General features: G+C 55.4%; 17 protein-coding genes. 7 read left to right on the forward strand and 10 right to left on the reverse strand.

Annotation, left to right across the window (positions count from 1 at the left end; all coding sequences use genetic code 11):
• Window positions 1–2 precede the first annotated feature (2 nt).
• The 6 genes from VW41_07260 to VW41_07285 all read left to right on the forward strand — a co-directional run bounded on the left by VW41_07260 (window position 3) and on the right by VW41_07285 (window position 9,922).
• Complete coding sequence (locus tag VW41_07260) at window positions 3–1,325, forward strand: condesin subunit F (protein ID AJZ88844.1); 1,323 nt, start codon at window positions 3–5, stop codon at window positions 1,323–1,325.
• Window positions 1,306–2,022, forward strand: coding sequence for a condesin subunit E (locus VW41_07265; protein ID AJZ88845.1), 717 nt, complete (start codon window positions 1,306–1,308; stop codon window positions 2,020–2,022). The genes VW41_07260 and VW41_07265 overlap by 20 nt, the downstream gene beginning before the upstream one ends.
• Complete coding sequence (gene mukB / locus VW41_07270; protein ID AJZ88846.1) at window positions 2,019–6,482, forward strand: cell division protein MukB; 4,464 nt, start codon at window positions 2,019–2,021, stop codon at window positions 6,480–6,482. Before VW41_07265 ends, mukB begins: the two co-directional genes overlap by 4 nt.
• 181 nt (window positions 6,483–6,663) lie before the next feature.
• Window positions 6,664–8,502: a murein L,D-transpeptidase gene (locus VW41_07275; protein AJZ88847.1), complete on the forward strand. Its 1,839-nt coding sequence runs from the start codon at window positions 6,664–6,666 to the stop codon at window positions 8,500–8,502.
• 184 nt (window positions 8,503–8,686) lie between these two features.
• Window positions 8,687–9,235 carry a hypothetical protein gene (locus tag VW41_07280; GenBank protein AJZ88848.1) on the forward strand — a complete coding sequence of 183 codons (549 nt, stop codon included), beginning with the start codon at window positions 8,687–8,689 and terminating at the stop codon, window positions 9,233–9,235.
• Between the two features lie 39 nt (window positions 9,236–9,274).
• Window positions 9,275–9,922 (forward strand): hypothetical protein, encoded by a 648-nt coding sequence (locus VW41_07285; GenBank protein ID AJZ88849.1) that lies wholly within the window; start codon window positions 9,275–9,277, stop codon window positions 9,920–9,922.
• Window positions 9,923–10,108: 186 nt separating this feature from the next.
• On the opposite strand, the gene VW41_07290 is transcribed toward VW41_07285, so the two are convergent.
• The 5 genes from VW41_07290 to VW41_07310 form a co-directional block, all read right to left on the reverse strand.
• Window positions 10,109–11,299, reverse strand: a complete 1,191-nt coding sequence (locus tag VW41_07290; protein AJZ88850.1) for an aromatic amino acid aminotransferase — start codon at window positions 11,297–11,299, stop codon at window positions 10,109–10,111.
• A gap of 185 nt (window positions 11,300–11,484) precedes the next feature.
• A complete protein-coding gene (locus VW41_07295; GenBank protein AJZ88851.1) occupies window positions 11,485–12,567 on the reverse strand; it encodes a porin in 1,083 nt (360 codons plus the stop codon).
• Between the two features lie 597 nt (window positions 12,568–13,164).
• The gene (locus VW41_07300) at window positions 13,165–14,565 is read right to left on the reverse strand and encodes an asparaginyl-tRNA synthetase (protein AJZ88852.1); all 1,401 of its coding nucleotides are present in this window, start codon (window positions 14,563–14,565) and stop codon (window positions 13,165–13,167) included.
• 177 nt (window positions 14,566–14,742) lie between these two features.
• Window positions 14,743–15,945 (reverse strand): nicotinate phosphoribosyltransferase, encoded by a 1,203-nt coding sequence (locus tag VW41_07305; GenBank protein AJZ91890.1) that lies wholly within the window; start codon window positions 15,943–15,945, stop codon window positions 14,743–14,745.
• Between the two features lie 263 nt (window positions 15,946–16,208).
• Window positions 16,209–17,447, reverse strand: a complete 1,239-nt coding sequence (locus VW41_07310; protein AJZ91891.1) for a hypothetical protein — start codon at window positions 17,445–17,447, stop codon at window positions 16,209–16,211.
• A 221-nt stretch (window positions 17,448–17,668) separates the two neighbouring features.
• Here VW41_07310 and pepN point away from each other — a divergent pair, with 221 nt between their 5' ends.
• Window positions 17,669–20,281, forward strand: a complete 2,613-nt coding sequence (gene pepN / locus VW41_07315) for an aminopeptidase N (protein AJZ88853.1) — start codon at window positions 17,669–17,671, stop codon at window positions 20,279–20,281.
• A 37-nt stretch (window positions 20,282–20,318) separates the two neighbouring features.
• Here the strand turns inward: pepN and ssuB are convergent, their stop codons facing one another.
• From ssuB to VW41_07340, 5 genes are read right to left on the reverse strand one after another with little or no spacing between them, the layout of a single operon-like run.
• Entirely contained in the window at window positions 20,319–21,089 is a 771-nt protein-coding gene (gene ssuB / locus VW41_07320; GenBank protein AJZ88854.1) for an aliphatic sulfonates transport ATP-binding subunit, read from the reverse strand.
• A complete protein-coding gene (gene ssuC / locus VW41_07325; GenBank protein ID AJZ88855.1) occupies window positions 21,086–21,877 on the reverse strand; it encodes an alkanesulfonate transporter permease subunit in 792 nt (263 codons plus the stop codon). The genes ssuB and ssuC overlap by 4 nt, the downstream gene beginning before the upstream one ends.
• An 8-nt stretch (window positions 21,878–21,885) precedes the next feature.
• Window positions 21,886–23,031 carry an alkanesulfonate monooxygenase gene (locus VW41_07330; GenBank protein ID AJZ88856.1) on the reverse strand — a complete coding sequence of 382 codons (1,146 nt, stop codon included), beginning with the start codon at window positions 23,029–23,031 and terminating at the stop codon, window positions 21,886–21,888.
• Complete coding sequence (locus VW41_07335; GenBank protein ID AJZ88857.1) at window positions 23,028–24,005, reverse strand: alkanesulfonate transporter substrate-binding subunit; 978 nt, start codon at window positions 24,003–24,005, stop codon at window positions 23,028–23,030. The genes VW41_07330 and VW41_07335 overlap by 4 nt, the downstream gene beginning before the upstream one ends.
• Window positions 23,998–24,573 (reverse strand): NAD(P)H-dependent FMN reductase, encoded by a 576-nt coding sequence (locus VW41_07340; GenBank protein ID AJZ88858.1) that lies wholly within the window; start codon window positions 24,571–24,573, stop codon window positions 23,998–24,000. Before VW41_07340 ends, VW41_07335 begins: the two co-directional genes overlap by 8 nt.

Raw genomic sequence — 24,573 nt, forward strand, 5'->3', positions numbered from 1 at the left:
TTATGAGTGATTTTTCCCAGACAGTGCCTGAACTGGTTGCCTGGGCCAGGAAAAATGATTTTTCGATCTCGCTACCTACGGAGCGCCTGACGTTTTTGCTGGCCGTGGCCACCTTAAACGGCGAGCGGCTTGATGGCGAGCTGAGCGAGGGAGAGCTGATCGATGCGTTTCGTCACGTCAGCGATGGTTTTGAACAAACGAGCGAAACCATCAACGTGCGCGCTAACAACGCAATCAACGATATGGTACGTCAGCGTCTGCTCAACCGCTTTGTGAGCGAGCTTACCGAAGGCAACGCGATTTATCGCCTGACGCCTCTGGGGATAGGCATCACCGACTACTACATTCGCCAGCGTGAGTTTTCCACGCTGAGACTGTCCATGCAGCTTTCTATCGTTGCGGGCGAGCTTAAGCGCGCCGCCGATGCGGCCGATGAAGGCGGCGACGAATTCCACTGGCATCGAAATGTTTACGCGCCGCTGAAATATTCCGTGGCGGAGATTTTTGACAGCATCGATCTTACCCAGCGCATCATGGACGAACAGCAGCAGCAGGTAAAAGACGATATTGCTCAACTGCTGAACAAAGACTGGCGGGCGGCGATTTCAAGCTGTGAGCTGCTGCTATCAGAGACCTCCGGCACGCTGCGTGAACTGCAGGATACGCTCGAAGCCGCGGGGGATAAGCTGCAGGCCAACCTTCTGCGCGTTCAGGATTCCACCATGGGGCGCGACGATCTTCACTTTGTCGACCGCCTCGTCTTCGACCTGCAAAGCAAGCTCGATCGCATTATCAGCTGGGGGCAGCAGGCCATCGATCTGTGGATCGGGTATGACCGCCACGTACATAAATTTATCCGTACCGCGATTGATATGGATAAAAACCGCGTCTTTGCGCAACGTCTGCGCCAGTCGGTGCAAAGCTACTTCGATGCGCCATGGGCGCTGACCTATTCCAGTGCCGACCGCTTGCTGGACATGCGTGACGAAGAGATGGCGCTACGCGATGAAGAGGTCACCGGTGAATTGCCAAGTGAACTCGAGTTTGAAGAATTTAACGAAATTCGTGAACAGCTGGCGGCGCTGATTGAAGCGGCGCTGCAGGTCTACAAAACGAAGCAAGTGCCCCTTGATTTGGGGGTTGTGGTACGTGACTACCTGGTGCAATACCCGCGTGCGCGCCATTTTGACGTCGCACGTATTGTTGTAGACCAGGCGGTACGCCTGGGCGTAGCGGAAGCGGATTTCACAGGATTGCCGGCGAAGTGGCAAACCATTAACGATTACGGAGCCAAGGTACAGGCGCATGTCATCAACAAATATTGAACAAGTGATGCCGGTTAAACTGGCACAGGCGCTGGCTAACCCTCTCTTTCCTGCGCTCGACAGCCAACTGCGCGCCGGGCGCCATATTGGCCTCGAAGAGCTGGACAACCACGCCTTTTTGATGGATTTCCAGGAATATCTGGAAGAGTTTTACGCGCGCTATAACGTGGAACTGATTCGAGCGCCGGAAGGCTTTTTCTATCTGCGTCCGCGTTCCACCACGCTAATCCCACGTTCTGTGCTCTCCGAGCTGGATATGATGGTGGGTAAAATCCTGTGCTACCTCTATCTGAGTCCGGAACGACTGGCCAACGAAGGGATCTTCACCCAGCAGGAGCTGTACGACGAGCTGCTAACGCTGGCGGATGAAAATAAGCTGCTGAAGCTGGTGAACAACCGTTCCACCGGGTCCGATCTTGACCGCCAAAAGCTGCAGGAGAAGGTGCGTGCTTCACTGACCCGCCTGCGCCGCCTCGGCATGATCTGGTTTATGGGCCACGACAGCAGCAAATTCCGCATCACCGAATCGGTCTTCCGCTTCGGTGCCGATGTGCGTACCGGCGATGACCCGCGCGAAGCTCAGCTGCGCATGATTCGCGACGGCGAAGCCATGGCGGTCGAAAGCCGCCTGCAGCTCAATGATGAGAGCGATGAGCCACAACCAGGACTGGATAACGCGGAGGATGAACAGGAATGATTGAACGCGGAAAATTTCGCTCGCTGACGCTGGTTAACTGGAACGGTTTCTTCGCGCGTACTTTCGATCTCGATGAGCTGGTTACCACGCTTTCCGGGGGCAACGGGGCGGGTAAGTCCACTACGATGGCGGCTTTCGTTACGGCGCTTATCCCGGACTTAACCTTGCTGCACTTCCGTAATACCACCGAGGCTGGCGCAACCTCCGGCTCTCGTGATAAAGGTCTTCACGGTAAGCTGAAAGCGGGCGTGTGTTACTCCACGCTGGACGTCATCAACTCGCGCCATCAGCGCGTTGTGGTGGGGGTTCGCCTGCAGCAGGTCGCCGGGCGTGACCGTAAAGTCGATATTAAACCGTTTGCTATTCAGGGCTTGCCGACTTCTATTCAGCCGACGCAGTTACTGACTGAAACGCTAAATGAGCGTCAGGCTCGCGTGCTCAGTCTGCAGGAGCTGAAGGATAAAGTTGAAGCCATTGAAGGCGTGCAGTTCAAGCAGTTCAACTCCATCACCGACTACCACTCGCTGATGTTCGATCTGGGTATTGTTGCTCGTCGCCTGCGCAGCGCCGCAGACCGCAGCAAATACTATCGTCTGATTGAAGCCTCGCTGTACGGCGGTATTTCCAGCGCGATTACCCGTTCCCTGCGTGATTACCTGCTGCCGGAAAACGGCGGCGTGCGTAAAGCCTTCCAGGATATGGAAGCGGCGCTACGTGAAAACCGCATGACGCTGGAAGCGATTCGCGTTACCCAGTCTGACCGTGATTTGTTCAAGCATTTAATCTCGGAAGCGACTGATTACGTGGCGGCGGACTACATGCGCCACGCCAACGAACGGCGTATCCACCTCGATAAAGCGCTGGAATTTCGGCGTGAGCTGCTGATCAGCCGGCAGCAGCTGGCCGCTGAACAGTATAAGCACGTTGATATGGCGCGCGAGCTGGGCGAGCACAGCGGCGCGGAGGGCGATCTGGAAACGGATTACCAGGCCGCAAGCGATCACCTGAACCTGGTACAAACGGCGATTCGCCAGCAGGAAAAGATCGAGCGCTATGAAGCTGACCTCGACGAGCTGCAAATTCGTCTGGAAGAGCAAAATGAAATCGTTGCCGAGGCGCACGAGCAGCAGGAAGAAAACGAGGCCCGGGCCGAAGCCGCCGAGCTGGAAGTGGATGAGCTGAAAAGCCAGCTTGCCGATTACCAGCAGGCGCTGGATGTACAGCAGACCCGTGCGATTCAGTATCAGCAGGCGTTACTGGCGCTGGAACGCGCTCGTGAACTTTGTCACCTGCCGGATTTAACCGCCGACAGCGCCGATGAATGGCTGGACACCTTCAAAGCGAAAGAGATTGAGGCAACCGACAAGTTGCTATCGCTCGAGCAGAAGATGAGCGTAGCTCAGGCGGCGCATAGCCAGTTCGAGCATGCTTACCAACTGGTGACTGCGATCAGCGGCCCGGTGAGCCGCAGCGAAGCCTGGGACACCGCGCGTGAACTGCTGCGCGACAGCAGCAACCAGCGTCATCTGGCCGATCAGGTTCAGCCGCTGCGTATGCGCCTCAACGAGCTGGAACAGCGCCTGCGTGAACAGCAGGAAGCCGAGCGTCTGCTTGCCGACTTCTGTAAACGCCAGGGGAAACAGTTCGATCCAGAAGAGCTTGAAGCGCTGCATGAAGAGCTGGAAGAGCGAATCGGCGCGCTACAGCAAACCGTCTCTGAGGCGAGCGAACAGCGCATGGCCCTGCGCCAGGAGCTGGAACAGATTCAGGCGAGCATTAAAACGCTGAACCTGCGCGCGCCAAGATGGATTGCGGCGCAAACCAGCCTGACCCAGCTGTGTGAACAAAGCGGGGAGCAGTTCGAAGCCAGCCAGCAGGTGACTGAGTACATGCAGCAACTGCTGGAGCGCGAGCGCGAATCCACCGTTGAGCGTGACGAAGTCGGGGCGCGGAAACGCGCCGTGGATGATGAAATCGAGCGCCTCAGCCAGCCTGGCGGTGCCGAAGACCCGCGCCTCAACGCGCTGGCCGAACGCTTTGGTGGCGTGCTGCTGTCTGAAATTTATGACGACATCGGCCTCGAAGACGCGCCGTACTTCTCCGCGCTGTACGGCCCATCCCGCCACGCCATCGTGGTGCCCGATCTTTCTCTGGTGCGTGAGCAGCTGGAAAATCTGGAAGATTGTCCGGAAGACCTGTACCTGATTGAAGGGGACCCGTCTTCGTTTGATGACAGCGTGTTCACCGTTGAAGAGATGGATGCGGCGGTACTTGTCAAAACAGCTGAACGCCAGTGGCGCTATTCCCGTTTGCCGGAGTTGCCGCTGTTTGGTCGCGCCGCGCGTGAAAATCGCCTTGAAGCATTGCATAACGAACGTGAGTCGCTGGCCGAGCGCTTCGCGACGCTTTCTTTCGATGTGCAGAAAAACCAGCGCCTGCACCAGTCGTTTAGCCGTTTTATTGGTCAGCATTTGGGCGTGGCGTTTGAAGACGATCCAGAGGCGGAAATTCGCCATCTCAACAGCCGTCGGGGCGAGATTGAGCGGGCTATTAACAACCACGAAAATGATAATCAGCAGCAGCGCCAGCAGTTCGAGCAAGCGAAAGAGGGTGTGGCCCAGCTTAACCGTCTGCTGCCGCGTATTAGCCTGCTGAATGACGAAACCCTGGCCGATCGCTGCGATGAAATCCAGGAGCGCCTGGATGAAGCCGAAGAGTCAGCCCGCTTTATTCACCAGCACGGTAACCAGTTGATCAAGCTGGAAGGCGTTGTCAGCGTTCTGCAGAGCGACCCTGAGCAGTTCGAACAGCTCAAAGATGACTACGCTCATGCCCAGCAAATACAGCGTGATGCTCGTCAGCGTGCGTTTGCCCTGACCGAAGTCGTGCAGCGCCGAGCCCACTTCAGCTACAGCGATTCTGCCGCTATGCTGGACGGTAACAGCGACCTGAACGAGAAGCTGCGCCAGCGTCTGGAGCAGGCTGAAGTGGAGCGTACGCGTTCCCGTGAAGCGCTGCGCCAGCATGCTCAGCAGTTGGGTCAGTACAGCCAGCTGCTGGCGTCGCTGAAAAGTTCGTTTGATACCAAAAAAGAGCTGCTGACGGATCTGCATAAAGAGCTGCAGGACATCGGCGTTCGCGCTGATGCCGGCGCAGAGGAAAGGGCGCGTGCGCGTCGCGATGAGCTTCATACTGCGCTCAGCAACAACCGCTCGCGTCGTAATCAGCTTGAGAAGCAGCTGACTTACTGCGAAGCGGAGATGAGCAACCTGACCCGTAAACTGAAGCAGCTGGAGCGTAATTACCTCGAAATGCGCGAGCAGGTTGTGACGGCGAAAGCGGGCTGGTGCGCGGTGATGCGTATGGTGAAAGACAATGGCGTCGAGCGCCGTCTGCATCGTCGTGAACTGGCTTATCTTTCCGGGGACGATCTGCGTTCAATGTCGGATAAAGCGTTGGGTGCGCTGCGCCTGGCGGTTGCCGACAACGAACATCTGCGCGACGTGCTTCGTCTGTCGGAAGATCCGAAGCGCCCTGAACGTAAGATTCAGTTCTTCGTTGCGGTATACCAGCATCTGCGCGAGCGTATCCGCCAGGACATCATTCGTACCGACGATCCGGTTGAAGCCATCGAGCAGATGGAAATCGAACTGAGCCGTCTGACAGAAGAGCTGACTTCACGTGAGCAGAAGCTGGCGATCAGCTCCCGCAGCGTGGCGAACATCATTCGCAAGACTATCCAGCGCGAGCAGAACCGTATTCGCATGCTCAACCAGGGCCTGCAAAGCGTCTCCTTCGGGCAGGTGAAGAGCGTTCGTCTGAACGTCAACGTGCGCGAGGCTCACGCAACGCTTCTGAACGTACTTTCCGAGCAGCACGAACAGCATCAGGATCTGTTTAACAGCAATCGTCTAACCTTCTCCGAAGCACTGGCGAAGCTCTATCAGCGTCTGAACCCGCAAATCGACATGGGGCAGCGCACGCCGCAGACCATCGGCGAAGAGCTGCTGGATTACCGTAACTACCTGGAAATGGAAGTTGAGGTAAACCGTGGTTCGGACGGCTGGCTGCGCGCGGAGAGCGGGGCGCTGTCCACCGGGGAAGCTATCGGCACCGGTATGTCTATTCTGGTGATGGTCGTTCAGAGCTGGGAAGATGAGTCGCAGCGTCTGCGTGGGAAAGACATTTCCCCTTGCCGCCTGCTGTTCCTTGACGAAGCGGCGCGACTGGATGCCAAGTCCATCGCCACGCTGTTTGAGCTGTGTGAACGTCTGGAAATGCAATTAATTATTGCTGCACCAGAAAACATCAGCCCGGAAAAAGGGACCACCTATAAGCTGGTGCGTAAGGTCTTCCAGAACAGCGAGCATGTTCACGTTGTTGGCCTGCGTGGCTTTGCTGCCCCGGCGTTGCCGGAGCCGGAGCCACAGCAAGGTTCGGAAACCGCGGACGCCTCATAAAAGGCGATCCTGTGGGGCAAACGACTAAGCGGGCTACGGCCCGCTTTTTCTTTGTCGCGAACAGTCTTAATCTTTAATTTTCTTTACATTTTGTCAGGCAAATGGTTTTTACTGTTTATATACTAGTGGTGAATACTTCCCGCCTTTGACGGTGAGCACAGTAATAAACAGGGGGCAAGGGATGTTGCTTAGAAAAGTTAAAGATTTTCGATTGTCGGCAGTCGGTTACTGCCTGGCGCTCAGTTTCGCTCCGCTGTTTGTGGCCCAGGCCGACGAGCCTGCCGTCGTTCCCTCCGACAGTTCTGCTTTTCAGACCGATCGGCCAATGGAACTCAATCAGCCTTTGGCGCAGTCTACGGCGACGGCCACGATGGCCGGGACTTTGCCAACAAACACGTCCACGATGTCGGCGGCGCAAAGCCGTTCTCAGCTTATGGCGGGCCTGCCTGCGGGCTACACGCCGGTTTATCTTAATGCCCTGTCGGCCTTCTATGCCGCGCGCGATATGAAGCCGATGTGGGAAAATCGCGATGCGGTTAAAGCTTTTCAGCAACAGCTGGCAGAAGTGGCCATTGCCGGAATACAGCCGCAGTTTAACCAGTGGGTTGAGCTGCTGACCGACCCCGCGGTGACCGGTATGGCGCGCGATGTGGTGCTTTCCGATGCCATGATGGGCTACCTGCAATTCGTTTCAGGGATCCCGATTGACGGCAATCGCTGGCTCTATAGCAGCACGCCTTACAAGTTAAAAACGCCGCCTCTGTCGGTGATTAACCAGTGGCAGGTGGCCGTCGACCAGGGCTCACTGGTGAACTTTATCGACAGCCTTGCGCCGCAGCATCCGCAGTATGCCCAACTGCACCAGTCTCTGATTCATCTGCTGGCAGATACCCGCCCGTGGCCGCAGATGTCTGGCAAAGAGACCTTGAGACCTGGGCAGTGGAGCAACGACGTGGGGGCGCTGAGAGAAATTCTTGCCCGAACTGGTATGCTCCAGGATAAGCCATCGGGGATGACCAGCATGGCCGATGTTACCGTAAGCCCGTCCGCGATTAATGTCGAAGACGCTTCTCCTCAGGCGGGTAAGAAGAAATCTCAGGCTGCTGCCCGCGGCGTTTACAGCCGGGATCTGGTCGACGGCGTGAAACGTTTCCAGCAATGGCAAGGGCTGGGCTCGGACGGGGCGATTGGCCAACTGACGCGCGACTGGCTTAACGTCACGCCTCAGCAGCGTGCGGCACTGGTGGCGTTGAATATTCAGCGTTTACGCCTGCTGCCGGACAAGCTTGAGACCGGCATTATGGTGAACATTCCTAACTATTCGCTGGTGTATTACCTCAACGGGAACGAGGCCCTGGCTTCTCGCGTTATCGTCGGGCGTCCGGATCGCAAAACCCCGATGATGAGCAGCGCGCTGAACAATGTCGTGGTTAACCCGCCGTGGAACGTGCCCCCAACGCTGGCGCGAAAAGATATTTTGCCGAAGGTTCGTCAGAATCCGGGTTACCTGGAGCAGCACGGCTATAGCGTGATTCGCGGCTGGAGCAACAATGCCGAGATGATCGATCCGTGGCGCGTAGACTGGTCGACGATCACCGAGAATAACCTGCCGTTCCGCTTCCAGCAGAAGCCCGGCACGCAGAACTCCCTTGGGCGCTACAAGTTCAATATGCCGAGTTCCGATGCCATCTACCTGCACGACACGCCAAATCATAACCTGTTCCAGAAGGATGCAAGGGCGTTGAGTTCAGGCTGCGTGCGCGTCAATAAGGCATCCGAACTTGCAAATATGCTGCTGCAGGATGCCGGGTGGAATGATTCCCGGATATCCAGCACGTTGCAGGAAGGAAACACTAAGTATGTTAATATCCGTCATAACATTCCGGTTAATCTCTACTATCTGACCGCTTTTGTCGGAAAAGATGGCCGCACCGAGTTTCGTACAGATATTTACAATTATGATCTCACCGCGCGATCTGGCGCACAAAACCTCGCAAAAGCCGGGTTATTAATCCGCTAAACGCAACATTTCTAATGAATTAGTGGTCGTAGAAAATGTAAAACGCAGCCGGGCCCTCTACAGGGCCCGCCGTTGCTGGGTTTTATCGTGCCTTGACTCCCCGGATTCGGGCAGTTATGGTGCGATGGCAGTGCGCAAAAGTGCATATTAAACCATCATTTTATTACCTGTAGACCTGGATATCATGGACAAATTTGACGCTAATCGCCGCAAGCTACTGGCTTTGGGGGGCGTGGCTTTCGGTGCCGCTCTCATGCCTTTGCCGTCGTTTGCCACCCTCTCGACACCACGCCCGCGTATTTTGACTCTCAATAACCTGCATACTGGAGAGTCACTGAAAGCTGAGTTTTTTGATGGCAGAGGCTATATTCAGGATGAATTAGCAAAACTTAATCACTTCTTCCGGGACTACCGGGCGAACAAGATTAAATCCATCGATCCTTCCCTGTTTGACCAACTCTATCGCCTGCAGGGGCTTTTAGGGACTAACAAACCGGTTCAGCTGATTTCTGGCTACCGTTCCATCGACACCAATAATGAACTTCGCGCTCACAGCCGCGGTGTGGCGAAAAAAAGCTACCACACTAAAGGCCAGGCGATGGATTTCCATATTGAAGGCGTTTCGTTAAGCAATATTCGCAAAGCAGCATTATCTATGCGGGCAGGTGGTGTAGGATACTACCCCAGCAGCGACTTTGTGCATATTGATACCGGGCCGGTAAGGCACTGGTAAAACAACGGAATCCGGCTTTGTTGTCGGTAATGGAGCAGCATGAACTATCACATTATTCCGGTCACGGCTTTTGCCCAGAACTGTTCTCTTATTTGGTGCGAGGAAACGCAGCAGGCGGCGCTGGTGGATCCCGGCGGCGATGCGGCTCGCATTATGCAAGAAGTGGCACAGAAAGGCGTGCAGATTGGCCAGATCCTGTTGACGCATGGTCATCTCGATCACGTCGGCGCGGCGGCTGAGCTGGCGGCACACTACGGCGTGCCCGTTGTGGGGCCGGAAAAAGAAGATGAGTTCTGGCTGCAGGGACTGCCGCAGCAAAGCCGGATGTTTGGTCTCGACGAGTGTCAGCCTTTGACGCCGGATCGCTGGTTAAACGAAGGGGAATGTGTCTCCGTAGGGAATGTAACTTTACAGGTGTTGCATTGTCCGGGGCATACGCCTGGCCATATTGTCTTCTTCGATGCGGCCTCTCGTTTGCTGGTCTCTGGTGATGTCATCTTTAAAGGCGGAGTGGGGCGCAGCGACTTCCCTCGCGGTGACCACGCGGCGTTGATTGACTCGATCAAACGTAAGCTGCTGCCGCTGGGGGATGATGTGACCTTTATTCCCGGCCACGGCCCAATGTCTACCCTGGGCTACGAACGCCTGCACAATCCTTTTTTGCAGGATGAGCAGCCGGTCTGGTAACGCCGTTTTTCAGTAAAAAAAGAGCCGCTTAGGCGGCTCTTTCAGACTGCTGACAAACCTCTGATGACAGAAGAAATACCAGACGGCTTGTTAAAGAAAACAGGAAAATCAATTTATTGGTTTTCGGCTGATAACCACCCAGAGGGAAAAACCACGTTTTTTCCCTCTTTTACTGTGCGGGGGGGATTACAGCACGGCAACGATGGCTTCGCACAGCGGCGCCATGTTATCCGGCGTCATGCCCGCCACATTAACGCGACCGGATGCGACGGCGTAAACGCCGAATTCTTCACGCAGGCGCAGCACCTGTTCTTTGGTCAGGCCGCTGAACGAGAACATCCCGTTCTGGTTAATGATGAAGCTGAAGTCGCGGTTGGCACCTTTCTCCTGCAGGGTATTCACAAACAGCTGACGCATACGGTGAATACGCTGGCGCATATCGGTCAGTTCTTGTTCCCACATGGTACGCAGTGCGTCGTTGCTCAGAATAGTCGCCACAACGGATGCACCGTGCGCCGGTGGGTTGGAATAGTTGGCGCGAATAACCGATTTTACCTGGCTGAATGAACGGTCAGCGGTGTCGGCATCGGCAGCAACCAGCGTGAAAGCCCCCACGCGTTCGTTGTACAAACCGAAGTTCTTGGAGTAAGAGCTGGCCACCAGCAGTTCTTTGTGGCTGGCCGCGAAAATACGCAGGCCTTCAGCATCTTCTTCCAGGCCACGAGCAAAGCCCTGGTAAGCAAAGTCAAACAGCGGCAGCCAGCCTTTGGCCAGCGACATCTCTGCCAGCGTTTTCCACTGTTCGGCGGTAGGATCGATCCCGGTTGGGTTATGGCAGCAGCCGTGGAACAGCACTACGTCACCGGCTTCCGCCGCCTGCAGGCTGGCGACCAGACCATCAAAGTCCAGGCTGTGATTTTCCGCATCATAATAGGCGTACTCTTTCACTTCCAGGCCCGCGGAGTTAAACACGCTTTTGTGGTTAGGCCAGCTAGGGTTGCTTACCCAGACGCGTTTTGCCGAGGTGTTTTTCGCCAGGAAATCAGCGGCAACGCGCAGTGCACCGGTCCCGCCTGGGGTTTGTGCCGTACGCGCGCGTTTGTCGGCGATGAGCGGGTTGCTTTTGCCGAACAGCAGCTCTTGCGTGCAACGCCCAAACTCTGGAATACCATCAATGCCCAGATAGTTTTTGGTGGTCTCATTTTCCAGCAGATAAAGCTCAGCTTTCTTCACGCTGGTCAGGACAGGTGTTTTACCGGTCTCATCCTTATAGACCCCGATGCCGAGGTTAATTTTGGTTGGACGGTCGTCGGCACGAAACAGGTCAGCCAGACCAAGAATAGGATCGGCAGGGGCAGCGGTAATGTTCTCAAACATGACGGGTTCCATTAGTGATATCGGGGGAAATCGCTTTCAGGTTAACTGCTGTTTTACGAATTGCCAACCGTTTGCGACAAAAAGAGACGGTTAGCGATAACATCGGGTTTATTCTACTTTTTTTCCATAAAAAAACAGGGCCGAGGCCCTGTTTTTAAACATTTCAGACAAACAAATGGCTGAAATTAGAACTGGTAAACGATACCAACAGCAACGGTGTCGTCTGAACCAACGCCCAGCTTGTTGTTTTTGTCGATCTGGTTGATCTGGTAGTCAACGTAGGTAGACATGTTTTTGTTGAAGTAGTAGGTAGCGCCGAGATCAATGTAGTTGATGTAATCTTCGCTGCCGATGTTCTCAACGTTTTTCGCTTTAGATTTGTAGTAAGCGATGGATGGACGCAGGCCGAAATCGAACTGGTACTGTGCCACAACGGAGAAGTCCTGAGTTTTGTTCAGGAAGCCGTCGGTACCGTTAATGGTCAGACGGGTAGCGTTACGGCTTTCACCGTACAGCGCGGCCAGGTAGATGTTGTTCGCGTCATATTTCAGACCGGTAGCCCACTGCTCAGCTTTAGCGCCGTGACCATAGGTCAGAGCCTGCTGTGCGTTGGTGCGGTCAGCCGCGCCGTAAGCACCTACGATACCGAAACCATCAACGGTGTAGCTTGCGGAGCTTGCCCAGCCGTCGCCGTTAGAACGAGTTGGGTTACCATCACGGTCGTTTTTACCCAGGTACTGAACGCCGAAGTCCAGACCGTCAACCAGGCCGAAGAAGCTGTGGTTACGGTAAGTGGCCAGGCCACCGTTACGACCGGAGAAGAAGTTGTCGCTGTTGCCGGTATCGCCACCGAACTCTGGCAGCATATCGGTCACGCCGATTGCATCGTAAACCAGACCGTAGTTACGGCCGTAGTCGAAGGAACCTGCGTCACCGAATTTCAGACCAGCGAAGGCCAGACGGGTTTTATTCCCTTTCTGAGCATCAGCGCCTTCAGAGTTGTTACCCTGGAAGTTGTATTCCCACTGGCCGTAACCGGTCAGTTGGCTGTTAATCTGGGTTTCGCCTTTGAAGCCAAGACGGGCATAAGTTTTGTCGCCGTTACCCTGGGCGTTAACACCGTTGTCTTTAGCGAAGTAATGCAGGCCTACTGCTTTACCGTACAGGTCAACCTTGTTGCCGTCTTTGTTATAGATTTCAGCAGCGTTAGCTGCACCGGCTACCAGCAGAGCAGGGATAACCACTGCCAGAATATTGCGCTTCATCATTATTTATTACCCTCATTGTGGTTTTTATGGACACCTGCCACTGCCGTCAATAATTCTTTACGGAACTATTGATGATAGTTTGGTGTCTTTCTGTATCTGTCAGGCATCTTTCCATCCATGAAACCGTTTCGCTAGCCTGAAAGTGCTACAAATGTCTAAACTGAGTTTCAAAAGGAAAATATGTGTAACAAGATATTAAATTAAGGGAACTTTGTGAACCATTTCAAATTTCATTCTTAGCGCAACAAAAATGCGTCACTTCTTACTATATATATATGAATTACTTATGTTTAATCCGCATAAGCTCAAGGAATGGGTATTTCTTGTTCACAATTGTTCATTTTTTGACTTGTTTTTGGATGGCTGGACGGCTGTGTGAAAAGTGAGCAATTGTGCTATGCCCATCACTGTTTTGAAATGCGAGCAAACTTAAGCGCAATTTTTGTTAAAGAGTGTGAGTCAGAAACAGTTGGTAACGGGGTTGTCGGGAATGAGGGTTGAAATTGACGTTTGTTTAATAAGCGTTGAAGAAAATAGACCTTTTATTCTCAAATGTAAAAAAGGCCAGCTGAAAGCTGGCCTTTGATTTTCTCTAACTTAGAAGCTGGCGTTACGCGGCGTGCGCGGGAACGGAATAACATCACGCACGTTCTGAACACCGGTAACATAGGCAATCAGACGCTCGAAGCCCAGGCCGAAACCTGAGTGCGGTACGGTACCGTAGCGACGCAGGTCGCGGTACCACCAGTAATCTTCTTTGTTCAGGCCCATTTCGGCCATGCGTGCATCCAGTACATCCAGACGCTCTTCACGCTGGGAGCCACCGATGATTTCACCGATGCCCGGGGCCAGGACGTCCATTGCGGCAACGGTTTTACCGTCTTCGTTAAGGCGCATATAGAAAGCTTTGATGTCTTTCGGATAGTTTTTCACTACCACCGGCGCTTTGAAGTGCTGCTCGGCCAGGTAACGTTCGTGCTCTGAGGAGAGATCGACGCCCCAGTAGACCGGGTTTTCGAACTTATGCCCGCAGTTCAGCAAGATTTCCACCGCATCGGTATAGTTCACCTGGGCGAAATCTGCGGAGATGAAACGCTCCAGACGCTCAATGGCCTCTTTATCTACGCGCTCAGCAAAGAACTTCATGTCGTCCATACGTTCTTCCAGGACGGCCTTAAAGACGTACTTGAGCATGGCTTCGGCCAGCCCGGCAACATCGTCCAGGTCGGCAAAGGCCACTTCCGGCTCCAGCATCCAAAACTCAGCCAGGTGCCGGCTGGTGTTGGAATTTTCGGCGCGGAAGGTTGGCCCGAAGGTATAGACCTTGGACAGGGCGCTCGCGTAGGTTTCGCCGTTCAGCTGGCCGGAAACGGTCAGGAAGGCTTCTTTACCGAAGAAGTCTTTATCAAAATCGACTTTGCCTTCTGCGGTGCGAGGCAGGTTTTCCAGATCCAGCGTTGAAACGCGGAACATCTCGCCGGCACCTTCGGTGTCCGAAGCGGTGATGAGCGGAGTAGATACCCAGAAATAACCGTTTTCATGGAAGAAGCGATGCAGCGCCTGAGCCAGGGTGTGACGGACGCGAGCCACGGCACCAATCATGTTGGTACGCGGGCGCAGGTGAGCCACTTCGCGAAGGTATTCGATGCTGTGGCGCTTTGCCGCCATCGGATAGGTGTCCGGATCGTCAACCCAGCCGGTGACTTCCACTTTGGTCGCCTGAAGTTCGAAGGCCTGACCCTGGCCCTGAGACTCAACCACCACGCCGGTAACAATCACCGAACAGCCAGTGGTCAGGCGCAGAACGTCTTCATTGTAATTGGGCAGAGAATTATTAATGACGGCCTGTACAGGATCAAAGCAGGAACCGTCATAGACGGCGAGGAAGGAGATACCAGCTTTTGAATCTCTTCGAGTACGTACCCACCCGCGCACGGTGACTTCGCTGTCAACGGCGGCACGGCCCTGGAGTACGTCGGCTACAGGCACAACGCTCATAGTTTTCTCTCTATTAAATGGTCAATGACAAAAAAAATAGTAACCCGCAGATGGGGGTTATCTATGTTACCTGTCGCGCGCCATCAGACAAGCAGAATTCGCGTTACTTATGAAGAAATAAAGGAAAGAGAGAAGCGTGGTGAATAGCGAAGCCGCTATTCACCCGTTATCGCTGAATCAGCTGGCTTTTTTTACCAGCGGAAGGTCAAAGGCTTTGCGCAGTGCCCGTACAAAGGCTTTATCGTGGCAGATGGTTTTTCCCGGACTGTCCGAAAGCTTCGCGACCGGCTTGCCGTTACATTCCACGAGCTTAATCACGATGTTCAGCGGCTTAACCTGCGGAATGTCGCAGGTAAGGCGAGTGCCGATGCCAAAGCTGAGGTTAACCCGGGATGAGAAGCGGCGGTAAAGCTCCACGGCCTTTTTTAAATCCAGGTTATCGGAAAACACCAGCACTTTGCTTAGCGGATCGATGCCAAGCTTTTGGTAGTGGGCAATGGCTTTTTCTCCCCACTCAACCGGGTCGCCTGAATCATGGCGCAGCCCCTGGTAGCGAGTCGCGAACTCCTTGCCGAAGTCACGCAGGAAAGCATCCATGGTGATGCAGTCAGTCAGGGCAATCCCGAGCTGATCGGGATATTCATCCAGCCATGCCTGTAGCGCCGCACGCTGGCTGTTCGCCAGGTCTGGGCTTATCTGCTGATGCGCCTGGAACCATTCGTGCGCCTGGGTGCCCATCGGCGTCAGGTCAAGACGGCGGGCCAGATCATAGTTGCTGGTGCCGATAAACCACGGCTCCTGCTTAAGGCGCTCAACAATGGCCTGCTGCACTTCCCGAGAGAAACGGCGGCGGGTGCCGAAGTCCATCAGTCGGAAATGGGAAAGATCCAGCCCTGCGGTAAGTGCATTAAATTCCTGCAGCTTACTTTCCAGGTGAGCCAGAGCCATATCTGGGGTTACGCCAGGCGCGCGATGCTGATGTACGACTTCACTGATCACCGCCAGCAGGGGAACTTCCCACATAATAACTTCTCGCCACGGCCCGCTGAGGCGGATATCTAAATGGCCATGATTATTGGTCACCTGGACCTGAGAAGGGTCATAGCGGAAGTCACGCAGCCAGTCGAGATAATCGGCTTTGAAAAAGGGCAGGCTTTTCAGCCAGTGAAATTCTTCGTCGCTGAGGCGCAGGTGCTGCATAGCCGCGACCTGTTCACGAATAGCCTCGGCATGAATACCCAGCAGGTCGTCGCCGCGGCAGCGGAATTCCGCTGCGACGTTAACGTCGTAATAGCGGTGATAAACCGCTTGCTGCATATGAAGCTTATAGGCGTCAGTATCCAGAAGCGTTTGCAAAATCGGGGAAGCGTGTCGTGTCATGGCGCGTTTCAGCATCCTCTCACAGGAGCGTTTCCATCAGTCCGGGCAAATAAAGACGCGGGAGTATACCCTGATTATCTGTTTATTGAAGCAGGATCACAACAATTGGGGGGCGGTGTGGGGAGTGGTCTGAGGGCTATTTGCCACTCCAAACCATGACAATGTGTTGAATTACAATGTGTTTAGGGTACTAAACAAAACGTGCGGCTTCCATTCCTCAGCGAAATAACCGGCGGTAAATGGCCGCCGGTTATTATCGGCGACTAGCGAATACGGAGGCTGCCGTTCTCCGCTTTTTCACGCAGGCTGTGGTTCAGGGACTGAAGCTGCCCCAGCGTCATTCTTCCCATATTCGCCGTGTCTGACCCCAGCAGAGCGTGGCTGAATCTGGCGAGTGCGGATGAGTCCAGATACAGCGCCTTCAGCCCATGCTGCTTTTTTTCATTGGGGGTAGGGTTGATACGAATCAGCGTATCTTTCGGCAACGCGACGTTTTGTGCCTTACAGGCCAGCGTCAGCGTGGCGAGATCGGCCAGGGATTTCACTTCAATCTCTTTGAGCTTACCGCCGTTGGCTGTCCCGCTCAGGGGATGATTTTCAGCCTGATAGTTAAACATCGAGGCGGTGTTGCTTAACGAATTATGGATAGTATGCGTTTTCAGGTTATTAACTTTACTGAAACCAAAAACCAGCGGCAGGGTTTGCCCGTCGTTGAGCAAATTCAGGAACGGTAATTTCCCGCCCACCATTTCGTTTTCAATACGCTTAAAAGCGTTACCGATCAGTTTCCGCGTCTGTTCCCCGCCGGGCGGGTGGCTGTTATCAACAAACTTGATATGCGCCGGGACGCCGGTTTGCTGCAGGATTTGCTCCGGTGTTTCCTTTTTTAGCCGATAGCCGTTGTTTGACAAAAGGCGCACCAGGCTGTCATACACCGCCTCTTCAAGATTATTGCTGCTTTTCAGCGTCAGCGTTGAGGCCGGGAAATGGCTGGCGGACGAAGCATGGTTAATCGCTTTGCTCAGCACATAAAGGTTTGACCGCGTCTCCACCGTGGTGGGCTTAATGCCCAGTCCTTTGGCGTACACGCGCGGTTTCTGGCGAAGATTCTCCCGTGTTTCAAATTTATTGCTCGACTCTCGCGTCCGGTCAGAGAAGAACACTTTTCCCTCCAGCGACTGTGAACCGCCTTTGGGATCGTTCACTCCGCCTTTCAGCGCCCCGCTGCGTAGTATCTCAAAGCCCCAGGGAGAGCCATGAAATGCTTCCGGTTTGACGTAGCCTGCAGGCGCACTGGGATTCAGTGAGGCCAAAAGACTGTGGTACAGCCGCGCTCGCGTGGGGCCGTCAATATCACGACGGGTAGCCAGCGCATCCAGCGGAGAGTTTCCGTGCTGGTCCAGAGCGACAGGTTTATATCCCTGCTGCCTTAGCTTTTGGATAGTTGCAATATCGTTTTGGGCAACGGCCTGATGAAAGGCCATGGGACCGGAAGGGGGAATACGCATATTTAGTTCTCTCATGCGGAAGGGGCGGTATTGAGTGGCGGAGGAAAAGGAAGAGTTCCGGGTCAGAAGGGGCTGGAGAGAAAAAGGGAATACCGCATAAAGCGGTAAAAAATTTGGGCTACGGGCCGCCAAAGATGAAGATTCTGCGTAGCAACATTCCGGCAACAGGAATAGACTGAAGTCCGTTATCTTACGGACGATGTATAAGGTTTTTTATGACACAACAGCCACAAGCCAAATATCGCCACGACTATCGCGCGGCGGATTATACGATAACCGATATCGATTTGACCTTTGACCTTGATGCCACAAAAACGCAGGTCACCGCAGTCAGCAAAATTGTCCGTCAGGGTGATGCGGGCACTCCGCTGCATCTTGATGGCGAAGACCTCACGCTGGTCTCCATTGCCGTAAACGGTAGCGCCTGGCCGCACTATCGCCAGGAAGATGGCGCGCTGATTCTGGAGCAGGTCCCTGAGGCCTTTACGTTGACGATTGTGAACGAAATCAGTCCGGCAACCAACACTGCGCTTGAGGGGCTGTATCAATCCGGGGAAGCGTTATGTACCCAGTGTGAAGCGGAAGGCTTCCACCATATCACCTGGTATCTGGACCGCCCGGACGTGCTGGCGCGCTTCACGACCAAAGTTATCGCCGACAAAAATAAATACCCGTATTTGCTGGCTAACGGCAACCGCATTGCTGAAGGCGAGCTGGAAAATGGCCGTCACTGGGTGCAGTGGCAAGACCCGTTCCCAAAACCTTGCTACCTGTTTGCGCTGGTGGCCGGTGATTTTGACGTCCTGCGCGACAGCTTTAAAACCCGTTCCGGCCGTGACGTTGCGCTGGAGCTGTTCGTTGACCGCGGTAACCTCGATCGCGCTGACTGGGCGATGACCTCTCTGAAGGCGTCGATGAAGTGGGACGAAACCCGCTTCGGCCTGGAGTATGACCTCGACATCTATATGATTGTCGCCGTCGACTTCTTTAATATGGGCGCGATGGAAAACAAAGGGCTGAATATCTTCAACTCGAAGTATGTTCTGGCCCGCGCCGAGACCGCGACCGACAAAGACTACCTCGACATCGAACGCGTTATCGGTCACGAATATTTCCACAACTGGACGGGCAACCGCGTGACCTGCCGTGACTGGTTCCAGCTGAGCCTGAAAGAGGGCCTAACCGTCTTCCGTGACCAGGAATTCAGTTCTGACCTGGGGTCTCGCGCGGTAAACCGTATTCAAAACGTGCGTACCATGCGCGCGATGCAGTTCGCCGAAGATGCAAGCCCGATGGCACACCCGATCCGCCCGGACAAAGTTATCGAAATGAATAACTTCTATACCCTGACGGTGTACGAGAAGGGCTCGGAAGTTATTCGTATGTTGCACACTTTGCTGGGTGAGGAAAACTTCCAGAAGGGGATGCAGCTTTACTTTGAGCGCCATGACGGTAGCGCGGCAACCTGTGATGATTTCGTGCAGGCGATGGAAGACGCGTCCAACGTTGACCTGTCTCATTTCCGCCGCTGGTACAGCCAGGCCGGGACGCCGGTTGTCACCGTGCGTGACGACTACAACCCGGAAACTGAGCATTACACGCTGACTATCAGCCAGATGACGCCGCCGACCGCCGAGCAGCAGGAAAAACACCCGCTGCATATCCCGTTTGATATCGAGCTTTACGATAACGAAGGGAAGGTTATTCCGCTGCAGAAGGACGGCCATCCGGTTCACCATGTGCTGAACGTGACCCAGGCAGAGCAGACTTTCGTCTTCGACAAGGTCTACTTCCAGCCGGTGCCGTCTTTGCTGCGCGAATTCTCTGCGCCAGTGAAGCTCGAGTACAAATGGAGTGACCAGCAGCTGACGTTCCTGATGCGCCACGCGCGCAATGACTTCTCCCGCTGGGATGCGGCGCAGAGCCTGCTGGCAAACTACATCAAGATCAACGTGAACCGCAGCCAGCAAGGGCAGCCGCTCTCTCTGCCGCTGCATGTGGCCGACGCATTCCGCGCCATTCTGCTGGATGAGAAGATCGATCCTGCGCTCGCCGCGGAGATCCTGACTCTGCCATCGCAGAATGAAATTGCCGAGCTGTTCCAGACCATCGATCCGATCGCCATCGCTGAAGTTCACGGGGCGCTGACCCGTACCCTGGCAGCGGAGTTGGCCGATGAGTTCCTGGCAATTTATAACGCGAATAAGCTCGACAGCTATCGCGTGGATCATGGCGATATTGGCAAACGTGCATTGCGCAATACCTGCCTGCGCTATCTGGCGTTTGGCGAGGTTGAACTCGCTGAGCAACTGGTGCGCGAGCAGTATCAGCAGGCGGACAATATGACCGATTCTATCGCTGCGCTGTCCGCAGCGGTGGCCGCGCAACTGCCGTGCCGTGAAGCGCTGCTGGCTCAGTACGATGAGAAGTGGCACAAAGATGGCCTGGTGATGGACAAGTGGTTTGTGCTGCAGGCGACCAGCCCGGCCAGCAACACGCTGGCGAAGGTTCGCGAGCTGCTCAACCACCGTTCCTTCAGCCTGGGCAACCCGAACCGGGTTCGTTCTCTGATTGGCGCGTTTGCCTCAGCCAACCCGGCAGCGTTCCATGCCAAAGACGGCAGCGGCTACCAGTTTATGGTAGAAATGCTGACCGAGCTGAATAGCCGTAACCCGCAAATTGCTTCTCGTCTGGTTGAGCCGTTGATTCGCCTGAAGCGTTATGACGCGGAACGTCAGGCTAAGATGCGTGCGGCACTGGAGCAGTTGAAAGGCCTGGAAAATCTGTCCGGGGATCTGTTCGAGAAGATTGCCAAAGCGCTGGCATAAGCTTCGCCCCTATCCCTTTCAGGGATAGGGTATAAAATCAGCCGGTACGCACCGCGCGTGCCGGCTCCTCTGAACCTCGTTTCATCACTCTGGCAAGCACTTCGGCCTCCAGTTCGGCCAGCTTCACCGATCCCAGGCGGCGCGGGCGAGGCAAATCAACCGTCAGATCCAGGCCAATCTTCCCTTCTTCTATAAGCAACACGCGGTCGGCCATGGCGACGGCTTCGCTGACGTCGTGGGTGACCAAAAGCACGGTAAAGCCATGTTCCTGCCATAAAGAAACAATCAGTTCCTGCATCTCAATCCGCGTCAGGGCATCCAGCGCACCCAGGGGTTCGTCGAGCAACAATAAGCGCGGACGATGAATGAGTGCCCTCGCCAGCGCTACGCGCTGCTTCTGCCCGCCAGAAAGTGCCGCTGGCCATTCTGCGGCCCGATTTTCAAGGCCAACGGCTGTAAGTGCCTGAAGCGCGGCCTCACGCCAGTTATTTTTTAGCCCGAGCCCGACGTTATCTATCACCGTTTTCCACGGCAGCAATCTGTCGTCCTGGAACATCAGCCGCGTATCTTCCTGGCTGTCACGTAGCGGGGTATTACCTGCGAACAGCGCTCCGTGATTGGGCGTTTCCAGCCCGGCCAGCAGGCGCAGCAGCGTACTTTTCCCGCCGCCGCTGCGGCCGACCACCGCCACGAACTGCCCGGCGGGAATACGCAGTTCAAGCTGATTAAGAATGCTTTTATCGCCGTAGCGTTTACTCACGCCGTGGAGCCATACCGGCGTGCCCTGGTTCAGACGAGCAGTTGTCATACCATCTCCTCCTTTGATTGATAAGCCGGATGCCAGCGTAGCCAGACGTGCTCCAGCAGGCGGGCGCTGACATCGGCGAGTTTACCCAACAGCGCGTACAGTACGATGGCAACCACCACTACGTCGGTTTGCAGGAACTCCCGGGCATTCATCGCCAGATAGCCAATCCCTGAATTTGCCGAGATGGTCTCGGCGACGATAAGCGTCAGCCACATCAGACCCAGAGCAAAACGTACGCCGACCATAATGGAAGGCAGAGCGCCCGGCAAAATGACGTGTACGAACAGGCTAAACCCGGAGAGGCCGTAGCTGCGGGCCATTTCCAGCAGGCCACGATCGATATTGCGGATGCCGTGCCAGGTATTGATGTAAATAGGGAACAGCGTCCCGAGCGCCACCAGAAAGATCTTGGCCGTCTCGTCGATACCAAACCATAGGATCACTAGCGGGATCAGCGCCAGGTGCGGAACGTTGCGCAGCATCTGAACAGAGCTGTCCAGCAGGCGTTCCCCCCAGCGCGACAGGCCGCTAATCAGGCCTAAGATCATGCCCAGCGATCCGCCGATGCTAAAACCGATAACCGCGCGCCAGGAGCTGATGGCCAGATGTTGCCAGAGTTCACCGCTGGCTGAGAGGTTCCAGAAAGCCAGCACGACGCCCTCTGGAGAAGGCAAAATACGCGTGGAAAGCCAGCCGGCAGACGAAGCCAGTTGCCAGAAAAGGACAATCGCCACCGGCAGCGCCCAGGGCGCCAGGCGCAGCAAGACTTTGTGAACGGATGCTTGCATCGGGCCCCCTAGCTTTGCGCCACTTTACGCGGGATAAAATCGTTGGCGACCACTTCGCCTTTCTCCTGAACCTGTCGTGGCTGAGGGATTGCAGGAATCGAAACGTCAAGATGAGGGAATAGCAGTTCGCCCACGCGATAGGCTTCTTCCAGGTGCGGATAGCCCGACAGGATAAAGCTGTCGATGCCCAGATCGGCGTATTCATTTATGCGGGCCGCGACGGTTGGCCCATCGCCTACCAGCGCGGTGCCAGCGCCGCCGCGAACCAGGCCGACACCGGCCCAAAGATTAGGGCTGATTTCCAGTTTGTCTCGCTTACCCCCGTGCAGGGCGGCCATGCGCTGCTGCCCAACGGAGTCGCTGCGAGCAAAGGCGGCCTGCGCTTTGGCTATGGTGATGTCATCGAGGTGAGAAATAAGCCGGTTTGCTGCTTGCCAGGCTTCTTCGTTGGTTTCGCGTACGATAACGTGCAGACGGATACCAAAGCGAACCTGCCGCCCGTGCGCTTCAGCCTTGGCCCGCACTTGCTCGATTTTTTCTTTTACCAGATGGGGAGGCTCGCCCCAGGTCAGGTAAAGGTCAACCTGCTCGGCCGCAAGATCCTGGGCGGCGTCGGACGATCCGCCAAAATAGAGCGGTGGGCGCGGCTGCTGAACCGGTGGATAGAGCAGTTTCGCGCCTTTCACTTTTATGTGTTTGCCGTCGTAATCGACGGTTTCGCCTTCGAGGACGCGTCGCCAGATGCGGGTAAATTCTGCCGAGGCCTCATAGCGCTCTTCATGATCCAGAAATACCCCTTCGGCAGCCAGTTCCTCGGCGTCGCCGCCGGTCACCAGGTTAAACAATGCCCGCCCGTTTGAAAGGCGGTCCAGCGTGGCTGCCTGGCGGGCGGCGAGGGTAGGGGAGACAACGCTCGGGCGCAGTGCGACCAGAAATTTAAGTCGTTGAGTAACCGGGATCATCGAAGCCGCTACCAGCCAGGCATCCTCGCAGGAGCGCCCGGTGGGGATCAGCACGCCGGTGAATCCGATGCGGTCGGCGGCCTGGGCAATTTGCTGCAGATAGCCATAGTCGACCGGACGCGCGCCCGTATCGCTGCCAAGATAATGGCCATCACCGTGGGTGGGTAAAAACCAGAACAGATTCAGACTCATGACTTAGCTCCTTGTGTCGGGGCGGCGGGCTGCCAGACTCGGGTACGGATGTCGACCTTCTTCGGGACGAGGCGGTTTTCATAAAACAGGTCAGCGGTATTTTGCTGCTTGTCTGCGGTCGCCTCGCTTACCGGCGTAATTTCTGAAGGGGGACGGTGGTCGAAATAGGTGGCGATCACTGCTTCCGGCAGGCCCATCGTTTGGGCGAGCAGGGTGACGCTTTCCGCCCGCTGCGTGCGGGTGAGCGCGTCGGCGTCGCTAAAAGTCTTCAGCACCTGTTGAAGGAAAGTGCCGTTCGCTTCCGCATATGGGCGGGAGGCTAAATAGAACGATCCGGTTTGATTCAGTTCGCTGCCGTCCGTTAAGACGCGAACGCCACCGTTGAGCAGCGCTGCCGAATAGTACGGATCCCAGATAGCCCAGGCATCTACATTCCCCTGCTGAAAGGCTGCGCGAGCATCGGCGGGTGTCAGGTAAGCGGGTTGAATATCGGCAAACTTCAGTCCGGCTTTTTGTAGCGCGCGCAGGACCAGATTGTGTGAGCTGGAGCCTTTCTGAAAGGCAATCTTGTGGCCTTTTAAGTCCGCCACGGTTTTCAATGGGCTATTTTCTGGGACCAAAATCACTTCCGCTTTAGGTTTCGGCGGCTCGGCACCCACATACAGCAGATCTGCCCCGGCGGCCTGCGCGAAGATCGGGGGAATATCGCCCGTGCTGCCCAAATCGATGCTGCCGACGTTCAGCGCCTCCAGCATCTGCGGCTCGGCGGGAAACTCAACCCACGAGATTTTGGTGTTCGGGTATTGCTTCTCCAGCAGTTGATGGCTTTTTGTTAACACCATACTGACGGAGCCTTTTTGGTAACCAATGCGCAGCTGTTCCGGGCTGTTACCCGAGGCGTTGCTGTAGGTTGAAAAGGCGAGTAAACCGGCCAATGCCAGCCACGGAGAGCGGCGTTTGAGCAGATTAAACATGGCTCACCCCCCGGACGTTAAACGGAGACGGCACCGCAAAGTCACGGCGATGAAGCGCCTGCCAGAAGGTTTCCAGCGCTTCGTCCAGGCGCTTTTGCAGGTTCGGGGTGAACTGGGGTTTGTGCTGGTAATCGGCTATCTGGCTATCGTCGGCAAACACCCCGTGCAGGATCTCCTGAGCCTTCAGCGCATTCAGCACTGGCTTAAGGGCGTAGTCCACGGCGAGCATATGGGCGACGGTGCCGCCGGTGGCGAGAGGCAGAACAACCTTTTTCTCCAACGCGCGCTCGGGGAGCAAATCGAGCAGCGTTTTTAGCGCGCCTGAAAACGAGGCCTTATAGACCGGCGTAGCGATAATCAGGCCATCGGCGGCGCTGAGTTGTTCGGTGAGCGCCAGCAGCGCCGGGCTGTCGAAGCGGGCGTAGAGCAGGTCTTCCGGCGCGAAGTTCTGTAAGTGCCAGTGATAGACTTCAACATCCAGGGCGCTCAGCTTCTCCCGCGCATACTCTAGCAGCGAGCTGGAACGGGACGGGTAGCGAGGGCTTCCGGCCAGGGTAATCACACGCAT

Origin of the sequence: Klebsiella michiganensis (assembly GCA_000963575.1) — a bacterium.
Lineage (GTDB): Bacteria > Pseudomonadota > Gammaproteobacteria > Enterobacterales > Enterobacteriaceae > Cedecea > Cedecea michiganensis_A.

What these genes read in the sequence shown, in the direction of transcription:
- ssuC (AJZ88855.1), bottom strand. Translation starts at nt 21,877, where the DNA reads ATGCAAGCATCCGTTCACAAAGTCTTGCTGCGCCTGGCGCCCTGGGCG.
- mukB (AJZ88846.1), top strand. Translation starts at nt 2,019, where the DNA reads ATGATTGAACGCGGAAAATTTCGCTCGCTGACGCTGGTTAACTGGAAC.
- VW41_07340 (AJZ88858.1), bottom strand. Translation starts at nt 24,573, where the DNA reads ATGCGTGTGATTACCCTGGCCGGAAGCCCTCGCTACCCGTCCCGTTCC.
- VW41_07260 (AJZ88844.1), top strand. Translation starts at nt 3, where the DNA reads ATGAGTGATTTTTCCCAGACAGTGCCTGAACTGGTTGCCTGGGCCAGG.
- pepN (AJZ88853.1), top strand. Translation starts at nt 17,669, where the DNA reads ATGACACAACAGCCACAAGCCAAATATCGCCACGACTATCGCGCGGCG.
- VW41_07295 (AJZ88851.1), bottom strand. Translation starts at nt 12,567, where the DNA reads ATGATGAAGCGCAATATTCTGGCAGTGGTTATCCCTGCTCTGCTGGTA.
- VW41_07335 (AJZ88857.1), bottom strand. Translation starts at nt 24,005, where the DNA reads ATGTTTAATCTGCTCAAACGCCGCTCTCCGTGGCTGGCATTGGCCGGT.
- VW41_07275 (AJZ88847.1), top strand. Translation starts at nt 6,664, where the DNA reads ATGTTGCTTAGAAAAGTTAAAGATTTTCGATTGTCGGCAGTCGGTTAC.
- VW41_07300 (AJZ88852.1), bottom strand. Translation starts at nt 14,565, where the DNA reads ATGAGCGTTGTGCCTGTAGCCGACGTACTCCAGGGCCGTGCCGCCGTT.
- VW41_07285 (AJZ88849.1), top strand. Translation starts at nt 9,275, where the DNA reads ATGAACTATCACATTATTCCGGTCACGGCTTTTGCCCAGAACTGTTCT.
- VW41_07265 (AJZ88845.1), top strand. Translation starts at nt 1,306, where the DNA reads ATGTCATCAACAAATATTGAACAAGTGATGCCGGTTAAACTGGCACAG.
- VW41_07280 (AJZ88848.1), top strand. Translation starts at nt 8,687, where the DNA reads ATGGACAAATTTGACGCTAATCGCCGCAAGCTACTGGCTTTGGGGGGC.
- VW41_07305 (AJZ91890.1), bottom strand. Translation starts at nt 15,945, where the DNA reads ATGACACGACACGCTTCCCCGATTTTGCAAACGCTTCTGGATACTGAC.
- VW41_07330 (AJZ88856.1), bottom strand. Translation starts at nt 23,031, where the DNA reads ATGAGTCTGAATCTGTTCTGGTTTTTACCCACCCACGGTGATGGCCAT.
- ssuB (AJZ88854.1), bottom strand. Translation starts at nt 21,089, where the DNA reads ATGACAACTGCTCGTCTGAACCAGGGCACGCCGGTATGGCTCCACGGC.
- VW41_07290 (AJZ88850.1), bottom strand. Translation starts at nt 11,299, where the DNA reads ATGTTTGAGAACATTACCGCTGCCCCTGCCGATCCTATTCTTGGTCTG.